We start from the raw sequence: 23,840 nt of genomic DNA, 5'->3' as shown, positions 1-23,840 counted from the left end.
CTGTAAATGAGCTCCCTTTTTTATAATATTGTCCCGTCCTGAAATAAGTTGACACAAAATCGACTTATTATGAAAGACACAACAACAACGCGAGTTAAGCGTACTCAAAAGGATTATAATATGGCTTTTAAATTAGCTGTAGTTTCCCGAGTTGAACAAGGCGAAATGACCTATAAACAGGCTCAAACTGTTTACGGTATCCAAGGCAGAAGTACTGTTTTGGTTTGGCTGCGAAAATATGGTAACTTAGACTGGAGTAAACCAAATCTGTTATTTATGTCTAAATCTAAAGAAACCCCGGCTCAGATTATTAAACGATTAGAGAAAGAACTGGCAGATGAGAAGCTTCGAAATAAGATCCTCAATACGATGATCGACATTTCTGATAGTCAGTACGGAACCCAGATCCGAAAAAAGTTTTCTCCCAAACCATCTTCCGACTCCGGGAAGGAGCAGGAATAAGTTTGTCCAAAAGTTGCCGATTGTTTGGGATAAGTAGGCAAGCTATATATCAGGAACAAAAAAGAATCCTCGATCGGGAATCTGAGTTACTCAAAGTAAAGCATCTGGTTCTTTCTTTGCGATTGGAAATGCCACGTATAGGGACACGTAAACTATATTACCTACTTTCGAAGCAATTTGATCAACAGGGTGTAAAGATAGGTCGTGATGCCTTATTTGGTTATCTAAGAAGGGAGAAGTTACTTGTTAAACCAATGAAGAGTTACACTAAAACTACCTATTCTAAACATTGGCTACACAAGTACGAAAATCTTTTGAAAGAGTGTGAGATTAAACGTCCTGAACAGGTATATGTAAGCGACATCACTTATGTCAAATCATCCCGGAAAACCCATTATCTGTCTTTAGTTACTGATGCTTATAGCAGAAAAATAATGGGGTATAAGCTGAGTGATGATATGAGTTCTGAAAATGTGGTACAGGCATTAAAAATGGCTATACAGAATAGGAAATCAACATTACCCCTGATACATCACTCCGATAGAGGATTACAATATTGTTCTAAAATTTATCAGGAAGTATTAGCTAAAAACGGTATTACACCCTCTATGACTGACGGATATGATTGTTATCAAAATGCTTTAGCTGAAAGAATAAACGGAATTTTAAAAAACGAATTCTTGTTTTATAAATGCAAAGATGGTCAGACTTTAGGAAAGCTTATAAAAACAGCGATAGAAACGTATAATGCTAAAAGACCTCATTTGAGTTTAATGATGAAAACGCCTAATTTTATACATGAAAAAACCAGCCAGGTAAACCTGACTGGTTAATATATTTTTATTCTAAAATCTGTCAACCTATTTTAGGACGACTCATATACTTCCTGCAAAAAAAACAAGGCAAATAAAAAGGGAACTATTAGTTCCCTTTTATATCTTGAATAATATTAATTATTCATCTTTCTTTTTATTTCTCTTTTCTTTGATCAATTCGATGATTGCTCCGCCCAGCCAATACTGAACAAAACCAACCAAGAAAATCATTAACCAAAATCCAATGGTTAAGATACACAAGAAAAGTAAAAAGCCTAAATACTGTTGAAATTCAAACATGTTTTCCGGAATTTTGAATACCCGCCAAAGATAAGCTGAATAATCGTCTTAACCAATATTTATCAGAAATTTATTTTATTTCATTTTTTTAAGCTGTCGATATTGATTATTTTTGAAAGGATTTTACAACAAGGGACACAGCGCATTATTTTCCTGTTACCCGTTGTTTCTCATTACGAATTTACAAATACATATACACAACAATAAAATGGAATATAGAATAGAAAAAGACACCATGGGTGAAGTAAAAGTTCCGGCAGAAAAATACTGGGGAGCTCAGACAGAACGTTCTAGAAACAACTTCAAAATTGGTCCGTCCGGATCAATGCCAAAAGAAATCGTTGAAGGATTTGCCTACTTAAAAAAAGCGGCGGCTTATGCTAACCACGATTTAGGTGTATTACCCGTAGAAAAAAGAGATGCTATCGCTGCTGTTTGCGACGAAATCTTAGCCGGAAAACTGGACGACCAGTTTCCGTTGGTTATCTGGCAAACAGGTTCCGGTACACAAAGCAACATGAATGTAAACGAAGTAGTTGCTAATCGTGCTCAGGTTTTAGCCGGATTTAAAATCGGTGAAGGCGAACAAATCATCAAAGCAAACGATGATGTAAACAAATCACAATCTTCTAACGACACTTACCCGACAGGAATGCACATTGCTGCTTATAAAGCTGTAGTGGAAGTTACTATTCCGGGAGTTGAAAAATTAAGAGACACCCTTCACGCTAAAGCAACCGAATTTAAAAGCGTTGTAAAAATCGGACGTACCCACTTAATGGATGCAACGCCATTAACATTAGGTCAGGAAATTTCCGGTTATGTAGCGCAGTTAAACCACGGTTTAAAAGCATTAAGAAACACGTTGTCACACTTATCGGAAATCGCTTTAGGTGGTACCGCTGTTGGAACCGGATTAAACACTCCGGACGGCTATGACGTGAAAGTAGCGGAATATATCGCTAAATTCACCGGACATCCGTTTGTAACAGCCGAAAACAAATTTGAAGCTTTGGCAGCACACGATGCTATCGTGGAAACTCACGGAGCGTTAAAACAATTAGCGGTATCTTTAAATAAAATCGCAAACGACATCCGTATGCTGGCATCGGGACCACGTTCCGGAATTGGTGAAATTTTCATTCCGGAAAACGAACCGGGATCATCTATTATGCCTGGAAAAGTAAACCCTACACAATGTGAAGCCTTAACAATGGTATGTGCTCAGGTTATGGGTAACGATGTGGCCATCACGATCGGAGGAACACAAGGACATTATGAACTGAATGTTTTCAAACCTTTAATGGCTTCCAACTTCTTACAATCGGCAAGACTATTAGGAGATGCCTGTATTTCTTTTGACGAGCATTGCGCACAAGGTATCGAACCGAACCACAAACGCATCAAGGAACTGGTTGACAACTCTTTAATGCTGGTTACTGCTTTAAATACTAAAATCGGTTATTATAAAGCTGCAGAAATCGCACAAACCGCACACAAAAACGGAACGACTTTAAAAGAAGAAGCAGTTCGTTTAGGCTATGTATCACCGGAAGATTTCGATGCCTGGGTAAAACCGGAAGACATGGTAGGAAGTTTAAAATAAGAACTTTCCCATACACCATAAAACCAAAAACCTGCAACAGTAGTTGCAGGTTTTTTATACTATAAAACCACGCGATCATGATTATAGAAGACCAGATTTTCGAAAAGATAGATTACACTTCCCATCCGTTGGAAAAAGCAGAATTTGACAACTGCAGGTTTATTAATTGCAGCTTCGCCAACGTTTCACTTCCGAATCTGATTTTTATTGATTGTGAATTTACCGATTGCGATTTCAGCATGGCTAAAATTAACGGTACCGCTTTTAAAGACGTTACTTTTACCGACTGCAAACTGCTGGGCGTTAACTTTAACGACTCGGAACCTTTTTTACTGCAATTGAAATTTCAAAACTGCAATTTAAAACTGGCCTCTTTCTATAAATTAAAACTAAAAAATACCGCTTTTAAAAAATGTATCCTGGAAGATGTCGATTTTACCCAAACCGATCTCACAGGAGCCACGCTTGAAAACTGCAATTGCAACAAAGCCATCTTTGACAATACCATACTGGAAAAAGCCGATTTGCGAACGGCTACCAACTACTCCATTGATCCTAATGTAAACAGGATCATAAAGGCCAAATTCTCCTATCCTTCCGTTTTGGGATTACTGGATAAACATAAAATTATAGTACAATAGCAGTTATTTCCCTACCCTTTTAATAATATCATTCATCATATCAATCTGTACCCGCTGAATTTCCAGCATGGATTGCTCCTGATGTAAAATGAGGTGGTCGATTTTCTCGTGCAGCATCCGGATTTCCAGTTCCGATTTCAGGTTGATCATATAATCATTCTTCGCTCTTTCCCTGTCTTTCTCTTCCTGGCGGTTCTGGCTCATCATAATTACCGGTGCCTGCAATGCCGCAATACAGGAAAGAATCAGGTTTAACAGAATAAACGGATACGGATCAAATCCTTTATTCATTAAAATAAAGACATTAAACCCTATCCAAAGGACTAAAAAGGTCATAAACGAAATGATAAATGTCCAGCTTCCGCCAAACTCCGCAACCCTATCTGCAACCCGCTGTCCGAACGTATAATGCTGCGCCTCATCCTCTTCCAGCTTGCTGCTCACGATGGTTTTATCTTTAAGGGCATTCAGCACTGTTTGTTCCAATTCTGAAATTTCTCCTACTTCTCTTAACAAAAAATCGGAAATGTATTTCTCCCGGAAATAATTCAGTTCCCCGATAGCCATAAACTTATCGTTGGAAAATTCGGGATTCTCTTTCAGGATAAACGCCATTATGGATCCTCTGATTGTTTTTCCGGAAACTTTCTCCTGTATCGGAAACTCTTTTCCGGAAATAGCACTGATAAATGTTTTCATAGTAACGTTTGTCTAAGCTTTTAAAACCATTTTTTTCTTTTAAAATAGGTCACCATCAAAATGGCTAAAATCCCCATTAACCCTAAAACCGCATAATAACCGTTCTCCATTTTTAACTCCGGCATGTATTCAAAATTCATCCCGTAAACCCCCACGATAAACGTTAAAGGCATAAAAATAACCGAAACAACGGTCAGTATTTTCATAATCTCGTTCATTCGCTGCCCCTGAGCCGAAAAATAAAAATGTGAGGCACTGTCCAGTGAATTTGTATCATAATCAATTTGCTCTAAAAGCTCCAGACACTTTTGATGCAGCCGGGCAAAAAACGTATAGTTTGCCTGTTCAATCCCGTCGTACTCATCATCATCCTGAAAACTTTTCAGGCTATACAAAGCATCCCGGAGCGGAATAATGGACCGTTTCAGGAAATTAAGGTTCTCCCGGTTTTTTTCAATACGTACCAGTACATCCTGGCGGTAATTTATTTTGGATTCGATCATTAACGCTTCAATCCTGTCCTCATAACTTTCAATCGTGATATAAAAGTTTTCAATAATGGCATCCAGCATTAAATACAGCAGGTAATCGTTCTTTTTCTTGCGGACTATCCCGGTTCCGGTCCGGATCCTTTCCCGGATATGGGTAAAAAAGTCACTTCTTTTTTCCTGGAATGAAACCAGCAAATTCTCCTTCAGGATAAAACTGATCTGTTCCACCTGTATGTTATCCAGATCATCCCCCGGCAAAATCGATTTGATATTAAAAAACAGCATATCGTCCAGTTCTTCAACTTTTGTACGGCGAAGCGTGTTTAAAATATCGCCCACAATAAAATTCTGGATCCCAACCTGATCACCAATCTTTTTTATCAGCTCCACATCGTGAAGTCCGTGTATATTCAGCCATTTTACATCCTCTTTCTGCAGCAGGTCATTCAGCTCTTTTTCGATCTTGTTTATTGCAACTTTGGAATATTCCTCAAACCGGTTTTCATTATAAACAAACAATTGCATCTTCACAGGCTCATCGGTGTGAATTCCTGTATATTCATAGTAATTAGGCTGGACTTTCCGGACTTTTCGATACTTAACTTTTCTCACTGCATAATAATTTTATATAAAGATAGGAGTTTTTAAAATTCCAGTTTATTTTTACAAAAATTATTTAAACACAAAACAGCAGCCGGCAGCAGCCCTTTCAAAACGGCCCGTTATTTCCGAATACCGGCAAACACTATAGCTGCTTAAAAGACAACAACATGAAAATCCTGATTAAAAACATAAAAGAATTACTACAGGTAAGACCCGCAGGAATAAGCAAGGTTTCCGGAGCGGAAATGGCATCACTTCCCAAAATTGACCATGCCTATCTGGTACTTGAAAACGATTTGATTTCCGATTTCGGAAGTATGGACCACTGCCCTCCTGAATCCGGGTATGACGTTATCGATGCCGAAGGAAGCGTGGTATTGCCAACCTGGTGCGACAGCCATACTCATATTGTATATGCCGGCAACAGGGTACAGGAATTTGTAGACCGCATTAACGGTCTTAGTTATGAAGAAATCGCCAATCGCGGCGGCGGAATCTTAAATTCTGCTAAAAAACTACAGGAAACACCGGAAGAGGAAATCTATAACCAGTCCAGAAAAAGACTGGAAGAAGTAATGCTGCAGGGAACCGGTGCGGTAGAAATCAAATCCGGTTACGGACTAACGGTCGAAGCCGAATTAAAAATGCTTCGCGTAATCAAAAAGCTATCCGAAAACTATCCAATCGCGATTAAAGCTACTTTTTTAGGCGCTCACGCCTTTCCGGCTGAATTTAAAGAAAACCATACCGGCTATATTGATTTAATTGTTAACGAAATGCTTCCGGCTATCGCCAGAGAGAACCTTGCCGAATATATCGATGCCTTTCTGGAAACCGGTTATTTTTCGGTAGCGGAAACAGAACGGATCATCGAAGCCGGAAAACAATACGGATTGATCCCGAAAATCCATGTCAACCAGTTTACGGCAATTAACGGAATTGAAGCCTGTGTAAAACACGGAGCCCTTTCTGTTGACCACCTGGAAATTGTGACCGACGAAGACATTGCCGTTTTAAAAGACAGCATCACCATGCCGGTAGCACTGCCAAGCTGTTCTTATTTTATCAGCATACCATATACTCCGGCGCGAAAAATGATTGCTGCCGGATTGCCTTTAGCTCTGGCTTCCGATTTTAATCCGGGAACCACCCCTTCCGGAAATATGAATTTTGTGGTCGCCACCGCCTGCATTAAAATGAAAATGACCCCGGAAGAAGCCATTAATGCCGCTACGCTGAATGGCGCCTATGCCATGGGGCTTTCCGATACTCACGGCAGTATTACAAAAGGCAAAAAAGCAAATATCATTATTACCAAACCGATCACTTCCTATTATCAGCTGCCGTATGCTTTTGGTACGGACCTGATTAAACAGGTTATTATTGACGGAAAAATAATCGCATAAAAAAAGCGGAACTTTAAAAGTTCCGCTTTTTTTATTTTGCTGTAGTTCCGCTTATCGTAAAGTGAAACTCGTTTTAGATACTAATTCTGCTTTGTCGAAAATATTCACAAAGAAAGTACCGCCTTCAATATTCTCTACCGGTAGATCCTGAGTAACCTGAACGGTTTTGTTTTCATATTTAACGGTTTTAGTAAAACTGTACGTTAAGGTTTTATCCCCAAAGTTCTCAATACGTTTTTCACCTAAAACATTGTTTTTGCTATCGATAATCTGGATATAATAGGTTTTATCTCCCGATTTTGCAATCTGGTTTTCAGCGATCGTAAAGCTCACTTTCAACACATCTGCTCTTCTTGCTTTATCCGTATCAATCTGTTTTCCGGAGCTTCTTTGTTTCACAGCTGTTGTCTGTAAATTAAGGACTGTTAGTTTAGACCCTTTTTCAACGGTTTTTGCCAACTGGTCGTTTTGTGATGTTAAAGTATCGTTTACTACTCTGGCATTGTTTAAAACCACCTGAGTACTGTCACGTTGTGTTGTTAAGGTTGCATTTTGCTTTTTAAGCACATCATTCTCCTTCATTAAATTATCCATTTCACGTTTTAAACGCAGATAATCATTTTTAAATTTAGCCAGTGAAGCGGCATCACCTTTCGATTTTTCAAGCTCTTTTTGCAATTGGACCAATTTATCTCTTTCTGCAGTCAACTCTGTAGACAGAGAAGTGTTATCTGCAATAGCGGCATCATATTTTGCAATTGAAGCTTGAAGCTCTTCATTAAGCTTATCTTTCTCACTCATGATCTTATTCTCAGAAGTCTGATTATCAGTACTCATCTTGTACATATAAGCCAAACTTCCTATTAACAGCAGTGATAAAACAACAATAATAGCCTTTAAACTCGAATTACTTTTTTGATTTTCCATAGTCACATTTTTTTTTCAAATATATGTATATAAAATTATTACTTTAAGTTATTAACGAAAGTTTTATAGAAAATAGTATTTTTGGAAGCAACATTTTTTATATGGAAAAACTTATCCGTTTTACATTAAACGATTTAACTAAAATAACCAATCATCGCAGTGGTGAAATAAAATTTGGCGAACGTATTCAAACCGTTCCTAAAGAGATGGATACACTGGAATTCGTACAATCCAGTGATGCCGAATTTGTTTTACTGGGAATTCCGGAAGATATCGGAGTACGTGCCAATTTGGGTCGTCCCGGAACTGCTTCGGCCTGGGAAAGCACTTTAAAAAGCATTGTAAACATCCAGAACAACCGTTTTTGCAAAGGAAGTCAATTGTTAATTTTAGGTAAAATTGATGTTTCCGCCGAAATGGAAGAAGTCACCAAACTGGACATCCATTCAAAAGAAGACCGTAAGAACTTTTTTAAACTTGTCGAAAAAATAGACAAGGAAGTTTCCCACATCGTCTGCCAGATCATCAAAGCCGGAAAAACACCTATTGTTATTGGCGGCGGTCACAATAATGCTTACGGCAATATTAAAGGACTCGCCCTTGCAAAAGGCAAACCGGTTAATGCTATTAATTTTGATGCCCATACCGATTTCCGTGCGCTGGAAGGACGTCACAGCGGCAATGGCTTTTCGTATGCCTTTGAAGAAGGCTTCCTGAAAAAATACTTTATTTTCGGACTGCACGAAAGCTATACGCCCAAAAGCGTACTGGATGCCATTAAAAAGGTTACCGAAAAAATTAAATACAACACTTACGAGCAAATCGCCGTTCGCAAAGAAAAAGGTTTTGAAGCCGAAATGGAAATGGCTAAAAAACATATCGCTTCCGAACCTTTCGGGATTGAGATCGATCTGGATGCCATTCCCGGAATTGCCAGCAGTGCCATGACTTTAAGCGGTTTCTCTGCCGAACAGCTGCGCCAGTTTATCCATTATTTCGGGCAAAGCCTTAATGCCTCTTACCTGCACATTTGTGAAGGAGCACCCGACCTGGACAATGAAAAAAACAACCACCTGGTGGGCAAATTGATCGCCTATCTGGTAACCGACTTTATGAAGGCAAAACTGAACATATAAACAAACTCAATATTTTAAACTACTTTTGTAAACGATAACAACTAAAAGTTATCGTTTTTTTATGCAATTTCAAGACTTAGATTTACTTCGTAATATACAACAAGCTTTAACAGAAGAAGGATATGAAAGCCCTACTCCCATTCAGGAACAGGCAATTCCGATTATTTTAGAAGGAACAGATTTAGTAGGATGTGCACAAACCGGAACCGGAAAAACGGCCGCTTTTGCAATTCCTATCCTGAATTTACTGCACCGCATTGTGGGCTCTTCAAAAAAAGTAAAGCACATTCGTACCTTAATAGTTACCCCAACGCGGGAACTGGCCATTCAAATCGGAGAAAGTTTCAATACCTATGGTAAATATACCAACATCCGGACTTTAGTGATTTTTGGCGGTGTCAACCAGGTACCGCAGGTCGATCAGCTAAAAAAAGGAGTGGATGTACTGGTTGCCACACCGGGACGTTTATTAGACCTTCACAAGCAGGGTTTTATCGATTTGAACCACCTGCACCACCTGGTACTGGATGAAGCCGACCAGATGCTGGATATGGGATTCATTAACGATGTTAAAAAGATCATCAAACTGACGCCCAGTAACCGCCAGACACTGCTGTTTTCCGCAACGATGCCTATCGCTATCCGGGAATTGGCCGATACATTCCTGACACAGCCAAAATATGTTTCTGTAGCTCCTGTTTCCAGTACAGCCGAAACAGTACAGCAAAAAGTATATCTGGTAGAAAAAGAAGACAAACGCAAATTATTATACCACATTATCCGCAACGATAAACTTTCCAATGTACTGGTATTTACCCGTACCAAACACGGTGCTGACAATGTTGTAAAAGCTTTAAAGAAAAATGGGATCAATGCCGAGGCTATCCACGGCGATAAGTCGCAAACGGCAAGACAGCGTGCGCTGGATAATTTTAAAAACAAGGAGGTATCCGTATTGGTGGCCACCGATATTGCTGCCCGGGGTATCGATATCGAGCAATTGCCATATGTGATCAACTTTGATTTACCCAACATTCCGGAAACCTACGTACACCGCATCGGTCGTACCGGACGTGCCGGAAATTCCGGACTTGCCATTTCATTTTGCAGTAAAGACGAAAAAACCTACTGGCAGGATATTGAAAAATTAACCCGTCAGAAAATCAAAGTGGTTACCGATCAGCCTTATCCATGGAAAGAAGAAGAAACTGCAGCGGCTGCCAAAACGGCAAAACCGGATCTTAGAAACAAGAATAAAAATGCGGGTTCCAAATCAAGAAAATCACCGGAATCCAAGAAAAACAAAAAACGCTGGTACTAAGTTTCCAACAGACTTACAACCCTTTATAAAAAATAAAAGCAGCTCCTCAGGGAGCTGCTTTTGTTCAAAAAAACTAAAGATATGCAAATAAAAACTTATTGTATATTAAACAATATTTTTCGGAAATCATAAAAAAATAAAATGCTGAACAGTTCTCCGCCCAGCATTTTAACCCAAAATTAAAAGAACTTCACTAACTAAAATACACCTTTTCGATGTGTAAAGAAGACCATATTTTGCTATCAACTTAAAAAGTTTAGGAACACACAGTTAATAAATCAATAAGGTTTAATATGGTCTTTTTAAACTTACTAAATGAAAAACTCTATTAGGGCAAAATTCATAAATTTAAGTGCAACAAACAATACGTAGAAATACTGCTTTTTCATCCCGAAAAACACTTCTTTTCGAGGAATACAGCCGGATGCGAAGGTATTTGCCGTAAAAAACTACGGCTGATTCAGCTCTTCTATGGAAAGTAACTGATGGCGTAAGGCGAATAAAATAACGCCGATGAAGTTTTTTGAATTTGTTTTTTCCATGATACGCTTACGGTGCGTTTCCACGGTCCGGACATTGATGTGCAGCTGGTCGGCAATTTCAATACTGCTCAGCTCTTTGCAGGCCATGCGGATAACATCCATTTCCCTGTCGGAAATAGAAATCGACGATGCCGCCACCTTTAGTTTGTTATTCTTTTCCCAAAGGATCGCTTCTCTTAAAACCACGCCCAGTTCCTGCCCGAAATAAAATTCCTTTTCATGAATGCTTTTAATGGCATTCTCCAATTGCTCCGGATCGGAATTTTTGGTAAAGAAACCGTGCGCACCCAGTTCCATTACTTTATGGATACTCTCTTTAGTCGTTAGCTGGGAAACGATCAGTACTTTCATGTCCGGATAATGTGTCCGTACATACTCACACGTTTCAAAGCCGTCCATTTCCGGCATCTGAATATCCAGTAACAGCAAATCAATAGGATTGTTTTGCAGCTGTTCCAGCAAATCATTCCCGTTTTGGGCTTCCAGAACAACCTTGGTGTTTTTAAACGAACCGATTAAAAGAGCAAGACTCTTTCTAAAAAGTTTGTGATCGTCAACTATTCCTACTCTAAGCACTTTTCTTTCTTTAATAAAATGGTGAAACTATTTCCTTTTTCGACAGTATCCTGTACAAACTCCGCTCCTATAATTTTGAGCCTTGAGTTGATATTTTTTACTCCGGTTCCTTTTGAAGTTGCCAAAAGCCCGGCAAAGTTAAACGGAATCCCGTTATCCACGATCATAATTTTAAAATTTGTATCGGTAAAACCAAGTATTACTGTCGCTTCCGATACTGCTCCGTATTTAATCATGTTCGTGGTAAGCTCCTGAACGATACGGAATAACTCATACGCCACAGCGGCAGACAAGGTAACTTCTTCCGTTTCGCTTTCTACCCTGAAAGCAATTTCCGTTTTCCTGGACAGTCCGTCCAGATAATCTTTTAAAGCCGTAACCAGACCAAATGTTTCCAATAACGGCGGCATCAGATTATACGACACCTTACGGGTATTTTCCAAAGCCATCTCCACACCCATCCTGATTTCATCAAAAATCTCATGATTCTCGGCACTGGTATCTTTCTTTTTTAATATGGTCAAATAATTACGAATAGAATTCAGATCGCCGGAAACACTGTCGTGCAGGTCGGCCGCAATTCGCCTTCTTTCGTTCTTTTCGGTTTCCAGTGAGGTTTTAAGCAAAAGCTCTGTCTCTTTCCGCTTCATCTTGGAGAAATGATTCTGGTAATACAATACCAGTGATAACAATCCAAAAGCCAGAAACAGCATTCCCAATGTTCCCAACCAGAAAACGATTCTTATTTCTTCTGCTCCTTCCATATCCCTATCATTAAAAATATATTTTTGATAATGTTCAAAATGATATTAAACACCCAAAAATCCTCGAAAATTACTTCAGGACTTTCATAGATTAAATCACCCATCAAAAATAGAAATAAGGTACCGGAAAAATAGAATATAAAGCCAGATATAAAGTAAAAAAGTGGAAAATTCCACAAGTACTGTTCGGTCAGGTTTAAGAAGACATCTTTAAACCACAGAATAACAAAAGTATAGACAAAAATGGCTTCAATGAGCGATAAATAGGAATCTGTCTTTAAATTATTCCAATCGTTCCAAACATAGAGCAATCCGATAAAGGTTAGCAGGAAAACGGCACCGAAAAAGTAAAATAAAAAGCGGTAACGGTTTTTAAAAACGTTGAAGAAGAAATAAAACAACGCCATAAACTCAAGCAACAGGTACGTCCGGAACCAGACATCGGAATTGAGTTTAAAGATAAGTGTACAAATGAGTTCGTATACACTGGATATCAGAATGAGCCAAACATAAGGCTCCAGGTATAAGGTTTGTATCGACAGCCTCTTTTTCCGTTTCCGTATCAAAAACAAAACAATAGGAATAAATCCTATAAAGAGTGATATCAGCGCTATTAAATATACTGGTCTCAAATTGTACTGTATTGGGGGTCTGAAAATTACGCAAATATATAAAAACTTAAACCTGTTGATTTCACCAACAGGTTTAAATTTCATTTTTAGCAAATAATGCTCATTAATCCTGGAAAAGCGGACTCATGATATCGCACATATCCGGGCATTTGATTCCTCTGTCCAGTAGTTTTCCCTGTACCATGTCTCTTCCTTCACAATCGACACCTACCACTACTATATTCGGACTGTTTTCTTCTTCATTAAATCCGTTATAGATCCGAATCCCTTCACACCCTTCCTGATCAAGTATAGCCTGCAAGTGAGTAGCGCCTACAGCAAAAGCTTTTACTCCTTTCGGGTTATTTGCACGGAAAGCCTTTACATACGTTACTCCTAAACCTAAACTAATCTCTTCGCCTGAATTTTTACTAAATTCCATGTTTATAATATTAAAATTTGAAGCGAAATTAGGGAGAGTAGCTATCACTGAAAATACCATTAAATACGTAATTTATTACGTATAAATACGCATTCGCACAGGTTGCCGACCCTGTTTTCCGCAAAAGAGGCAGAAAACAAGGCAACGAAGATGTAGAAAAGAAAGGCAATAGTACGTATTTATCCTTAAGAAAATACCGGTATTTTTACCTGATTACACCTTGCAAATTCAAAAGCAGGAAGCCGGATTAATTCCATATTTATTAGTATTTTTACAGTCACAAATGAAATGAAGATGAATTTGAACCAATTCCCCGACAGCCCCTTTAAAATCAAGGTTTCCTTTCACAAAGTACTGGAAACACTGGAAAATATTGCACAGTCGGATGAGGCTGATTACCGTTCAAATTATGCAAAGGCCTTATTAAAAGAAGCCGATAAGCTTCCGGAATTACGGGAAGGCATCACAACCTACCGGCAGATTGAAAAACAGGAGAAGCTGATTCACAATTTACTGGCCGATTTGTTCCCCACTGCTTTAACCAACAATGAAATTAAAGCGGTAACCATTCCTTTCCAGAATATCACTTTCAATTATACCGAACGTTTTAAAAAAATACTCAGCGAAGCCGGTAAAGACTTTGACATGACCATTCGTGATTTTGATCAGCATCAGTTTTATGTCATGAACTGCTGTTTGATCCTGAACTCCTTTTATGGCCGGGATTTCGACTTTAGCCGCCCGCTTTTTTATGACATTCCGGATAAAAACGGAATTATCAGACATTACCGCATTATGTATAATGCCGATTTTATGGAAATCATTCCTACTGAAAAATCGGTAAAACTATCGGAAGAAGACATTGACCAGCTTATTGACAATTTTGACAATTTTGAACTCTGGAAAGAAAAATTCCCGCAGGAAAGCTGGATATTAAAAGGCTTCGGGATAGTCATCCTGTTTGATGCCACTATTGAAAATTCGGTTTCCAACTTAAAAAGCAATCTGTTACGACCGGACAAAAGCAACCTGAATCACGACAACAGCATTGAAACCATCTTTCGCTCGATTTATAAAATCGCCGATTTAAGAATCGGTTTTACCCCGTTTAACAGTGAGGAACAAAAATTTGAGCAGGTTCCCACCAAGAAGCTCAACAGCCTGATCCTTTCCGACAAACTGGATTATGATTGCCAGAACGCGCTTTGCGAATGCTCGTTTGAAACCTTAATCAGTGAAAAGAAATACTTCACGATATCCAACGTTTCCAAATTTGTAGCCGCGGCCAAAGACAAAACACTGGGCAATCATTTACTGGCACAAAATATCCAAAGCTGTATCCTGGCACCGGTGGTAAAAGATGACCGGATTTTAGGAATTATCGAACTGGCGTCCTCAATTCCGGGCAAGCTGAACAGTTTAAATGCAAACAAGCTGGAACTGATCATGCCGTATATTATTGACACACTGGACCGCTATAATTCGGAATGGCAAAACCATATTGAAGCAGTTATTCAAAAAGAATATACCGCCATCCACCCGAGCGTATACTGGAAATTCAAAAAAGAAGCCGAAAATTACCTGATCGACAACAGTCAGCAGAAAGAATATATCTTTAAGGAAATCGTTTTTAAAAATGTCTATCCGCTTTACGGCCAGATCGACATTAAAGGCTCTTCCGATGCCCGTAACAAAACCGTACAGGAAGATCTGAGAAATCAGCTCGAAACGATTTTAAACATTTTTGAAATGATGAAGTCCAATATCAATTTAATGATACTGGAACAACGGAAATTTGAAATGGAAACCTTATTGCAGGAATTGGCAATTTCGCTAAAAGCCGATACGGAACAGCAGATCCAGAGCTATATCCAGAACGAAATCCATCCGATCCTGAAAAATGCCAGAGCCAACAATACCGAAACTCAGAGTATCGACAGCTATTTTGAAAAACTGGATCCGAAAACCGGAACGTTTTATGAAGCCCGTAAAAAATTCGACCTGGCCCTGTCGCTGACCAATAAAAAAATGGCTTCCATACTGGATGCCAAACAAATTGAAGCGCAGGCTATTTTCCCGCACTATTACGAACGTTTTAAAACAGATGGTGTAGAACACAACCTGTATATTGGTGCCAGTATTGCGCCGCAGTTAAACTTTGACCTGATGTTTCTCCAAAACCTGCGCCTATGGCAATTACAGGCCTTATGCGAAATGGAAATGGAACACGATCACCTCAAGCTGTCACTGCCGTTTCAGCTGGAAGTAACTTCGTTAATTTTAGTTTTCAGCTCCCCTATTTCCATTCGTTTCCGTATGGACGAAAAGCGTTTTGATATAGACGGCACTTACAATGCCCGCTATGAAGTGGTTAAAAAACGGATCGACAAAGCGAATATTAAAGGAAAAACGGAACGCATTACGGAACAGGGCAAAATAACGATCGTATATTCCCATCTTTATGAAGAAACCGAATATAAAAAATACATTCAGTTCCTTCAGTTTAAAGGTATTCTGGAAGAAACCGTAGAAAGTTTCGATGTGGAAAGCCTGCAGGGAGTATCCGGTTTAAAGGCACTGCGTGTTAAAGTGAACAACAAGCCGTATAAAGGCACTCCAAAAACGTATAGCTATCAGGAATTACTGGACGAACTTAAATAATTCAGACGCCAAGCGAACGGAAAGCAAGAACAAACACGATTACCGAGAAAATAATTCCGATCATGAAAATGGTATAGGTAATACGCAGTAATTTGTATTTTCTATCCAGTACCAATCCCAGGTAATACAAGTCTTTTATCATCGAATTGTACAAATAATCCCGGTCTTTCATCATGACATTCATGGCCCAGATATATTCGTCAATCGGCATTTTATAAAAATTCCCGAAAAACAGTAAGTTCACTTTTTTATCTTCAATATCCTTACGGGTAAAAGTCCCGCTGGTCACTTTGGGACGTGTGGACAAAATGGCAAAAATGATCGACAGTACGCTGAACACGATCATCGTAAACGTTGGTATGATCAAATGCGCATTGCTCGGGCTGTCCAGTTTGGGCACCAGAGTGGAAAGAGCAACCGAGATAATGATTGCATTTACCGATAGCAGTATATTCGCTTTACTGTCGGCAATATCGCTAAGGCGGGTGTGATTGTTCAGTGTTACGCGAAACATTGTATCGATACCGCGTTCCGGCCGTTCCAGTTTTTCCAGCTTTTTTTTCTTGATGCTGGATTTGGAATCCGCTTTTTCTTCGGTCAGTTTCTGAATGATCCGCTGACAGGCAATAATGTTGCTTTCCTTTTTAGGCTGCCAGTGTTCTTTTGCATAATCCGTATAATAACGATGGCTCTGCACCATCATTTTCCGGTTTCCCATCGCCCATTCCAGATCGGTAAAAACCCTGTTTTCGGTCAGTTTCCATTCTTCCCGAAGCAAATCGCTCAATTCCAGATAATTGTCGGCCGCAAAATGATAATAATCGGCATCTTTAATGATTTTCTGTACCAGATTTTCCGGTTCATTATCTATTTTGGTAACCCGGATAATCGCTTTTACCGCTTCAATATAAGCATCGTCCTTACCCTGTTCTTTCAGAAATTTCCCGGCAATGCCGGTTCCGCATTCTTCATGTTCATTACATCCCTTCACATAGCCTGTATCGTGAAACCATGCGGCTATGATTATTTGCTCCGCTGTACCGGCGTCAACTTTTTCATTATCAATTAATTGCTTTGCAGCAGCTACCACCCGTAATGTATGATTAAAATTATGGTAAGTATATGAAATAGAAAGTTTATCTTTGAGTAGGGCGAAAACAAAATTTTCCGCCTGTTCTGTAATATTCATAAGCTAATTTTTACACCTCTAAATTATGAAATTGTTTTGGTTAAGCATTTATAAGAAACGAAATAATACGTTAGTTAAGTATATCCTGCTCCTATTATTATTTCAGTCATGCGCTACTCACACAATTCAAACCGGTAAAAACATTGCCCATCCGGTTCGTCCCGAAACAACGGAAACCGGGGACATTGCCCATACCCTTTTTCTGGTGGGCGATGCCGGAAATGCCGATGAAGAAAGCGGAAAACAAACACTCCTTTCTTTAAACGGGCAGCTGCAAAAAGCCGATAAAAATACTACCCTACTCTTTTTAGGCGACAATATTTATCCGTACGGATTCCCCGATTCTCAGGATGCGGCGGCGCAGGAACTGGCAAAACTGAAACTGGACAACCAGCTGAAACTTTCCGGAAGCTTTGCCGGAAAAACGGTTTTTATTCCCGGAAACCACGATTGGTACAGCGGTGTAAAAGGACTGGAAAGACAGGAAAAATATGTTGCCGACTACCTTAACGACAAAAAAGGCTTTCTTCCCCGAAAAGGCTGCCCGATTGACAACCTGAAAATCAACGACCTGATTACGGTAATTGCGGTTGACAGCGAATGGTATCTGGAAAACTGGGACGAGCACCCGACCATTAACGACAACTGCAACATTAAAACCCGTGAGGATTTTTTTGAAGAACTGGAAAGCCTTTTAAACAAGCACCAGGATAAAACGGTAGTACTGGCCATCCACCATCCGTTAATGAGCAACGGTTCCCATGGCGGTCAGTTTTCCTTGCGAAAAGAACTCTATCCGCTTGAAAAAGACATCCCGCTTCCTTTTGTTGGTTCGCTGATTAACCTGATCCGGAAAACTTCCGGAATCAGTCCGCAGGACATTCAAAACAAGCAATATACCGCCTTAACCAAACGGATCAAAGCGTTAATTCAGGGACAGGACAATGTACTGGTCGTTTCCGGACACGACCACAACCTGCAGTATATTGAAAATGACAATATCAAACAGATCATCAGTGGTGCCGGTTCTAAAAATGAAGCGGCACGTGCCATTTTCCCGAATGATTTCTCTTATGGCGGCAACGGTTTTGCCAAACTGGATTTTCATAAAAACGGAAGTGCGGTGCTGACTTTCTTCGACAAACAGAATACGGTTTTATACCAGCAAAATATCATTACCCCAAAACCGGAAGCGAAAACAGCTGCCTATCCGGCAACCTTTCCTCCGTTTACAAAAGCAGCCATCTATTCTGAAAAAATGACGTCAAAAAGCGGGTTTTACAGCTTTTTATGGGGAAAACACTACCGTGAATATTACAGCCTTCCGATCACTGCCAGCAATGCTACCCTGGATACTTTATATGGCGGATTAACCCCGGTGAGAGCCGGCGGCGGACACCAGTCGAAATCATTGCGTTTAAAAGATAAGGACGGAAAAGAATTTGTAATGCGAGCCTTAAAAAAGAGTGCTTCCCGTTTTTTACAGGCAGTCGCTTTTAAGGACCAGTTCGTTCAGAATGATTTTGAAGATACTTTTGCCGAAACGTTTTTACTGGATTTCTATACCTCTTCACATCCTTATATTCCGTTTATGGTGGGCAATCTTGCCAGACCTGTCGGCGTCAGCTATACCAATCCGAAGCTGTTTTATATACCGAAACAACAAAGCCTGGGCCGTTTCAACGACAATTTTGGAGATGAGCTCTATATGGTGGAAGAACGTCCGAGCGACGGACATACGGATCTGGAAAGCTTCGGAAAATCGGATGCTATTGTGAGCACCGATGATGTTTTAAAGAATCTGAAAAAAGACGAGAAATATAAAATCAACGAAAAGGAATATATAAAAGCCCGTTTGTTTGATATGCTTATTGGCGACTGGGACCGCCACAGCGACCAGTGGCGATGGGCCGAAAACAAGGAAGGTAATTCGGTTGTTTACCGCCCGATCCCGCGTGACCGCGACCAGGCATTCGGCAAATATGACGGTGCGGTGCTATCGCCTTTAATGCGCATTCCGGCTTTACGCCACATGCAGGGTTACAGCGAAGACATCAGAAGCGTCAAATGGTTCAACATGGAACCTTACCCGATGGATCTTGCCTTTGTGGTTAATGCCACCGAAAAGGACTGGATCGAACAGGCGCGTTACATCAGTGCGCATTTAACGGATCAGGATATCGATACCGCTTTTTCCAATTTGCCGCAGGAAGTTCAGGATGCCGCGATTGACGAGATCAAGCAAAAATTAAAAGTAAGACGGACACATCTGGAAAAATATGCCTCCGAATATTACAAAGTACTGCACAAAACCGTTCTGGTAGTGGGTACCGATAAAAAAGACAAATTCCTTATTGACAGGAGCAAAGACGGTGAGATAACCATCATCACGTCGCGCATGAAGAAAGACGGCGAAGAAGTGACAAACACCAAAACCTACACTCCGGACGAAACCAAAGAGATATGGGTTTACGGTCTGGACGACGACGATATTTTCGAGGTGAAAGGCAGCGGTAAATCAGCGATTAAGCTTCGTTTGTTGGGCGGTCAGAATCACGATACCTACCAGATTGAAAACGGTAAAAAGGTTATTGTTTACGATTTCAAATCAAAAGAAAACACTTATACGGTAGACAAAAAGACCCGAAAGTTTCTAACGGATGATTACGAGATCAATACCTACGATTACAAAAAACCGAAATACAGTGCTTTCAACAGCCTGCCTACAATTGGCTACAACCCCGATGACGGGCTTAAATTAGGCATGGTGGGTTCCTATACCGTTAACGGATTCAACAGGGCTCCGTTTTCGAGTATGCACGGTTTTAAAGCGAATTATTACTTTGCCACACACGGTTTTGAGCTAACATATAATGCGGTGGTAACCAAAGTTATCCGGGACTGGCAGTTTGAACTGGAAGCCCGTTTTACGAGCCCGAATTTTGCGATCAACCATTTTGGTTACGGTAACGAAACGGTTAATAACGATGAGGCATTGGGAATGGATTACAACCGTGTGCGTATCCAGTCCTATAAAGCGGCACCGGCATTGCGAAAAATAGGCAGAAACGGCAGCGATATTAAGATTGAAGCGACTTTTGAAAACATTGAGGTGGAAGATACTCAAAACCGTTACATTAATATTCCGGGTGTTATTAATCCGAAAGTATTCGAAAACCTGCAGTTTGGCGGCCTGAACGTTAGCTATAGTTTTGAGAATTACGACAATCCTTCGAACCCGACAATGGGAATGGGATTCTCTGTTTTGGGAAGCTGGAAGATGAACCTTTCCGAAACGAACCGGAACTTCCCTTCTATTGAAAGCAAGATCAATTTTAACCATAAAATCGATACCAAAGGCAAGCTGGTGCTGGCAACTATCCTGAAAGGAAAGTTCCTGCTGAATGGCAATTATGAATTTTACCAGGGAGCAACCATTGGCGGCGACCATGACATCAGAGGATTCCGGAACGAACGTTTCTTAGGGAAACAGGCTTTTTACCAAAGTTCCGATTTGCGCCTGAGCGTGGGTAAAATCCGAAAAAGCATTATCCCGATGACCTATGGTATCATTGGCGGTTTTGACTACGGCCGTGTCTGGCTGGACGGACAAAATTCGGACAAATGGCACAATTCCTACGGTGGCGGTATCTGGATTAACGGATTAAACGTGATTACCGCCCGGGTAACCTATTTCAGAAGTAATGAAGACGGCCGGATTGCGTTTGGTTTAGGGTTTGGTTTTTAAGGACGCTAACGAAACCTCATAAACATTCCCTCCGTTTTTCTTTACTCTTTCGTCCGCTATTAAAAGCGTATGATCATCCTTAAAGGTGATGGCTTCTTTTTGTGACATATGATTCAACTCCAAACGGGTCATTGTTCCATTAAAAAAGGCATCACCTTTAAAATTTTCAAACAGCCATACTTTTGTATGACTCAGCAAGGTTACTTTTTTACCATCCGGGCTGATTGCCGCACTGGTTATCGCACAATGGTTAAAAATATCACAGGTCTTAAAAGTTCCCAAGCGTTTTGCGGCATGTTTCCCCGGTTTGTTCGGTACGCGGTATAAAAAGGTTGTCCCGTCAAATCCTTTGCTCCTGTTTTTGGTAAACAGGTAGAAATTATCCTTAAAAATAAAGAAGCCTTCCACGTCATAAAACCGTTCCGTTTTTTTAGGCGGAAATTCTTTTTGTTCCGGATAGAAAAAAAAGACCTGCTCAGAGGCATTGACAGCAGTATTCGCTAAATCGCCGGCATTGACCTTAAAAATTGCCAGATCCTGGCGGATATTATCGTTGTTTCCAAAATCACCAATATACATATTTCCGTCCGCGTCGGTCGTTAAATCTTCCCAGTCGGTATTTTTAACATTCTGCACAACCAGCGTATGATCGACCTTCCCTTCCGGATCCAGTCGGTACAATTCATTTTTATTGCCGCTGTCCTCTATAACCCACAGGTGCTTCCCGGAATCGGATGTGGTGATTCCTGAAACTTCTTTTAATTTTTTAGGCAATGGGAACAAAACGGGTAATTCTTTCCGGTCATTACAACAAAAAAGAACCGACAGACTTAAAATAAAAAAGGAGATTTTTATCGTTTTCATGGCTATACTACTACGGTTAATCGTTATTAAACGGCTATGGTATATCAAAGATACTATAAAAAACCCTTTTTAACAGGTTTGCTTACGCTTATAGAAACAAACCGTCTTTATCGTGAACTTTTAAAAGTAAAATGGCGGTATGCCATTTTTTTGCGACAAAAGCAGCGCTAAAAAAACCAATAAAAAAGCTAAACACCTTAATTATAGCGATTTACTTATTAAATAAACAATAATAAAAATCAGATTACTCACAACTTTCAAAAGTAAATCTTAAAAAACACTCAACTATAAATAGTTAAAATCGGTTTTTAATGTATTAATCGTAAAAGTAAACACTATTCTGTTTTTTTATGAAAAACATTCCCGGTGTTTAAAATATTCTTTTTACTTTGCGAATGAGATTATAACTAACTATAATTGAATATTTTATGACAAAAAATTACTTAACCGGTAGCAGGCTGTATGCGCTGCTGCCCCTGCTTCTTTGTGCCTATACGGTTCAGTCCCAGGACCTCATCTGGGAAAAATCGTATGGCGGCAAACATGCCGAGTTTTTAGCCCATGTTGTGCCCACACCCGACTATGGTTTCTTACTGGCAGGAAGCTCTCTTTCCGACAAGAACGGAAACAAGCAAACACCATCCGGTGGCAATTTCGATTACTGGCTCTGGAAAATGGACGAACACGGCAGTCCCGACTGGCAAAAAAGCTTTGGCGGCAGCGGACTCGATTTTCTGCAAAGTGCCCGGATCACAGCCGATGGCGGTTTTATCCTGGCCGGTGTGTCTAACTCTCCGAAAGGCGGCGATAAAAAAGAAGATTCCCGCGGTCAGGACGACTACTGGATCATTAAGCTCGATGCCAAAGGCAATGAGCAATGGCAGCGCACCATTGGCGGCGGCAGTCAGGAACAGCTGGCCTGCATCAGCCCCACTAAGGACGGCGGGTATATCGTTGGCGGATCTTCTTCCTCAGGAAAATCCGGTGACAAAACCGAAGCTAATCAGGGTAACTTAGACTACTGGATTGTAAAGCTGAATGCTTCCGGAACGATCGAATGGCAGAAAACCTACGGCGGCCGTTATATGGATCAGCTGAAAACGGTGGAACAAACCAAAGACGGCGGCTATATCCTGGGCGGCTATTCCAATTCTCCGGCTTCGGGCGACAAGCAGAGCGACAACCTCGGTACCGGGGATTACTGGATCATCAAAACCGACAAAGCCGGTGCCATCGAATGGCAGCGCACCCTGGGCGGTGATGGCGATGACAACCTGAGTGCGCTGATACAAAGCCGAAACGGCGGCTACGTACTGGGTGGTAGTTCCAATTCCAATCCTTCAAACGACAAGAGCCGGGCGAATACCAAAGGTACCGATTTCTGGATCGTCCGTCTGGATGACAACGGACAAACACTCTGGCAGGAAACCTACAACTACGGAGCGGTAGATTTGCTGACCTCGATAGTGGAAAATGAAGACGGTACGCTGCTCCTTGGCGGTTATGCCCGGACAGAAGTATCGGACGGAAAGAAAGACAAAAAAGACATCAACGATTATATAGCGGTAAAGATCAATGCCAAAGGCGAAGAAATCTGGAGCAAAACCGTGGGCAGTGATGGCGAAGATATCCTGAACGGACTGATTGAAACCCGCGATGGCGGTTACCTGCTGGCCGGAACCTCCAAAGGCAAACCGTCCCGCGACAAAAGCAGCGGACATGGCGGGAATGATTTCTGGGTGGTAAAACTCAAAGACCGCTATAAAAAAGAAGTGGAGAAATCAGCTATTGAAGCCTTACCGAATCCGGCACAAAACTTTACCAATATCGTAGTGGGCTATGAATTTCAAAGCGGTACTGCTTCGGTATTTGACCTGTCCGGGAGACAGCTTCAACAATTCAGCATTGATAGCCGGACTGTTCCAGTGGATCTGAGTCATTATCCCGAAGGGATTTATATCGTAGAGATCCGTACCAATCTGCAAACGGATTCTGTTAAGGTTATTAAAGGGATTAACCCTGTTAAAAATTAGTCA

18 protein-coding genes are annotated in these 23,840 nt (G+C 40.5%); 9 read left to right on the top strand and 9 right to left on the bottom strand.

Annotated features, from left to right (window positions below):
- Positions 1 to 69: 69 nt before the first annotated feature.
- A protein-coding gene (locus tag HW120_RS09595; RefSeq protein ID WP_394353019.1) for an IS3 family transposase occupies positions 70 to 1,295 on the top strand; the annotation gives its coding sequence in 2 pieces (ribosomal slippage) (positions 70 to 418 and positions 418 to 1,295; 1,227 coding nt in all).
- 120 nt (positions 1,296 to 1,415) lie between these two features.
- Here HW120_RS09595 and HW120_RS09590 read toward each other — a convergent pair.
- A complete protein-coding gene (locus HW120_RS09590) occupies positions 1,416 to 1,577 on the bottom strand; it encodes a hypothetical protein (RefSeq protein ID WP_177733565.1) in 162 nt (53 codons plus the stop codon).
- A gap of 208 nt (positions 1,578 to 1,785) precedes the next feature.
- On the opposite strand from HW120_RS09590, the gene fumC reads away from it, so the two are divergent.
- Complete coding sequence (gene fumC, locus HW120_RS09585) at positions 1,786 to 3,183, top strand: class II fumarate hydratase (RefSeq protein ID WP_177733562.1); 1,398 nt, start codon at positions 1,786 to 1,788, stop codon at positions 3,181 to 3,183.
- 77 nt (positions 3,184 to 3,260) lie between these two features.
- Positions 3,261 to 3,824, top strand: a complete 564-nt coding sequence (locus tag HW120_RS09580; protein WP_177733560.1) for a pentapeptide repeat-containing protein — start codon at positions 3,261 to 3,263, stop codon at positions 3,822 to 3,824.
- A gap of 3 nt (positions 3,825 to 3,827) precedes the next feature.
- Here the strand turns inward: HW120_RS09580 and HW120_RS09575 are convergent, their stop codons facing one another.
- Together HW120_RS09575 and corA are read right to left on the bottom strand one after the other, a co-directional pair.
- Complete coding sequence (locus HW120_RS09575; RefSeq protein ID WP_177733558.1) at positions 3,828 to 4,523, bottom strand: DUF1003 domain-containing protein; 696 nt, start codon at positions 4,521 to 4,523, stop codon at positions 3,828 to 3,830.
- Positions 4,524 to 4,543: 20 nt separating this feature from the next.
- The gene (gene corA, locus HW120_RS09570) at positions 4,544 to 5,626 is read right to left on the bottom strand and encodes a magnesium/cobalt transporter CorA (protein WP_177733556.1); all 1,083 of its coding nucleotides are present in this window, start codon (positions 5,624 to 5,626) and stop codon (positions 4,544 to 4,546) included.
- A gap of 158 nt (positions 5,627 to 5,784) precedes the next feature.
- Here corA and hutI point away from each other — a divergent pair, with 158 nt between their 5' ends.
- A complete protein-coding gene (hutI, locus tag HW120_RS09565; RefSeq protein WP_177733554.1) occupies positions 5,785 to 7,023 on the top strand; it encodes an imidazolonepropionase in 1,239 nt (412 codons plus the stop codon).
- A 51-nt stretch (positions 7,024 to 7,074) separates the two neighbouring features.
- Here hutI and HW120_RS09560 read toward each other — a convergent pair whose 3' ends face one another.
- Positions 7,075 to 7,950: a GAS domain-containing protein gene (locus tag HW120_RS09560; RefSeq protein ID WP_177733552.1), complete on the bottom strand. Its 876-nt coding sequence runs from the start codon at positions 7,948 to 7,950 to the stop codon at positions 7,075 to 7,077.
- A 101-nt stretch (positions 7,951 to 8,051) separates the two neighbouring features.
- Between HW120_RS09560 and HW120_RS09555 the strand changes: the two genes are divergently transcribed.
- Positions 8,052 to 9,086, top strand: coding sequence for a formimidoylglutamase (locus HW120_RS09555; protein WP_177733551.1), 1,035 nt, complete (start codon positions 8,052 to 8,054; stop codon positions 9,084 to 9,086).
- A 61-nt stretch (positions 9,087 to 9,147) separates the two neighbouring features.
- Positions 9,148 to 10,407 (top strand): DEAD/DEAH box helicase, encoded by a 1,260-nt coding sequence (locus tag HW120_RS09550; RefSeq protein WP_177733549.1) that lies wholly within the window; start codon positions 9,148 to 9,150, stop codon positions 10,405 to 10,407.
- A gap of 449 nt (positions 10,408 to 10,856) precedes the next feature.
- Here HW120_RS09550 and HW120_RS09545 read toward each other — a convergent pair whose 3' ends face one another.
- The 3 genes from HW120_RS09545 to HW120_RS09535 form a co-directional block, all read right to left on the bottom strand.
- Positions 10,857 to 11,525: a response regulator transcription factor gene (locus HW120_RS09545; RefSeq protein ID WP_177733546.1), complete on the bottom strand. Its 669-nt coding sequence runs from the start codon at positions 11,523 to 11,525 to the stop codon at positions 10,857 to 10,859.
- Positions 11,513 to 12,289: a sensor histidine kinase gene (locus HW120_RS09540; protein WP_177733544.1), complete on the bottom strand. Its 777-nt coding sequence runs from the start codon at positions 12,287 to 12,289 to the stop codon at positions 11,513 to 11,515. The genes HW120_RS09545 and HW120_RS09540 overlap by 13 nt, the downstream gene beginning before the upstream one ends.
- Positions 12,290 to 13,024: 735 nt before the next feature.
- Positions 13,025 to 13,342 carry a hypothetical protein gene (locus tag HW120_RS09535; RefSeq protein ID WP_177733543.1) on the bottom strand — a complete coding sequence of 106 codons (318 nt, stop codon included), beginning with the start codon at positions 13,340 to 13,342 and terminating at the stop codon, positions 13,025 to 13,027.
- Positions 13,343 to 13,636: 294 nt separating this feature from the next.
- On the opposite strand from HW120_RS09535, the gene HW120_RS09530 reads away from it, so the two are divergent.
- Positions 13,637 to 16,003, top strand: coding sequence for a GAF domain-containing protein (locus HW120_RS09530; RefSeq protein WP_177733541.1), 2,367 nt, complete (start codon positions 13,637 to 13,639; stop codon positions 16,001 to 16,003).
- Between the two features lies 1 nt (position 16,004).
- On the opposite strand, the gene HW120_RS09525 is transcribed toward HW120_RS09530, so the two are convergent.
- Entirely contained in the window at positions 16,005 to 17,192 is a 1,188-nt protein-coding gene (locus HW120_RS09525; protein ID WP_177733539.1) for a Pycsar system effector family protein, read from the bottom strand.
- Between the two features lie 25 nt (positions 17,193 to 17,217).
- Between HW120_RS09525 and HW120_RS09520 the strand changes: the two genes are divergently transcribed.
- Positions 17,218 to 20,940, top strand: coding sequence for a metallophosphoesterase (locus tag HW120_RS09520; protein ID WP_177733537.1), 3,723 nt, complete (start codon positions 17,218 to 17,220; stop codon positions 20,938 to 20,940).
- On the opposite strand, the gene HW120_RS09515 is transcribed toward HW120_RS09520, so the two are convergent.
- Complete coding sequence (locus tag HW120_RS09515) at positions 20,923 to 21,804, bottom strand: SdiA-regulated/phytase-like domain-containing protein (RefSeq protein WP_177733535.1); 882 nt, start codon at positions 21,802 to 21,804, stop codon at positions 20,923 to 20,925. The two genes, HW120_RS09520 and HW120_RS09515, sit on opposite strands and share 18 nt — an antisense overlap.
- A 428-nt stretch (positions 21,805 to 22,232) precedes the next feature.
- On the opposite strand from HW120_RS09515, the gene HW120_RS09510 reads away from it, so the two are divergent.
- The gene (locus HW120_RS09510) at positions 22,233 to 23,837 is read left to right on the top strand and encodes a T9SS type A sorting domain-containing protein (RefSeq protein WP_177733533.1); all 1,605 of its coding nucleotides are present in this window, start codon (positions 22,233 to 22,235) and stop codon (positions 23,835 to 23,837) included.
- Positions 23,838 to 23,840 lie beyond the last annotated feature (3 nt).

Origin of the sequence: Flavobacterium inviolabile (genome assembly GCF_013389455.1) — a bacterium.
In the GTDB taxonomy this organism is placed as follows: domain Bacteria; phylum Bacteroidota; class Bacteroidia; order Flavobacteriales; family Flavobacteriaceae; genus Flavobacterium; species Flavobacterium inviolabile.
Note: the sequence above shows the minus strand (reverse complement) of the source record. Positions and strands in the feature narration are given on the sequence as shown.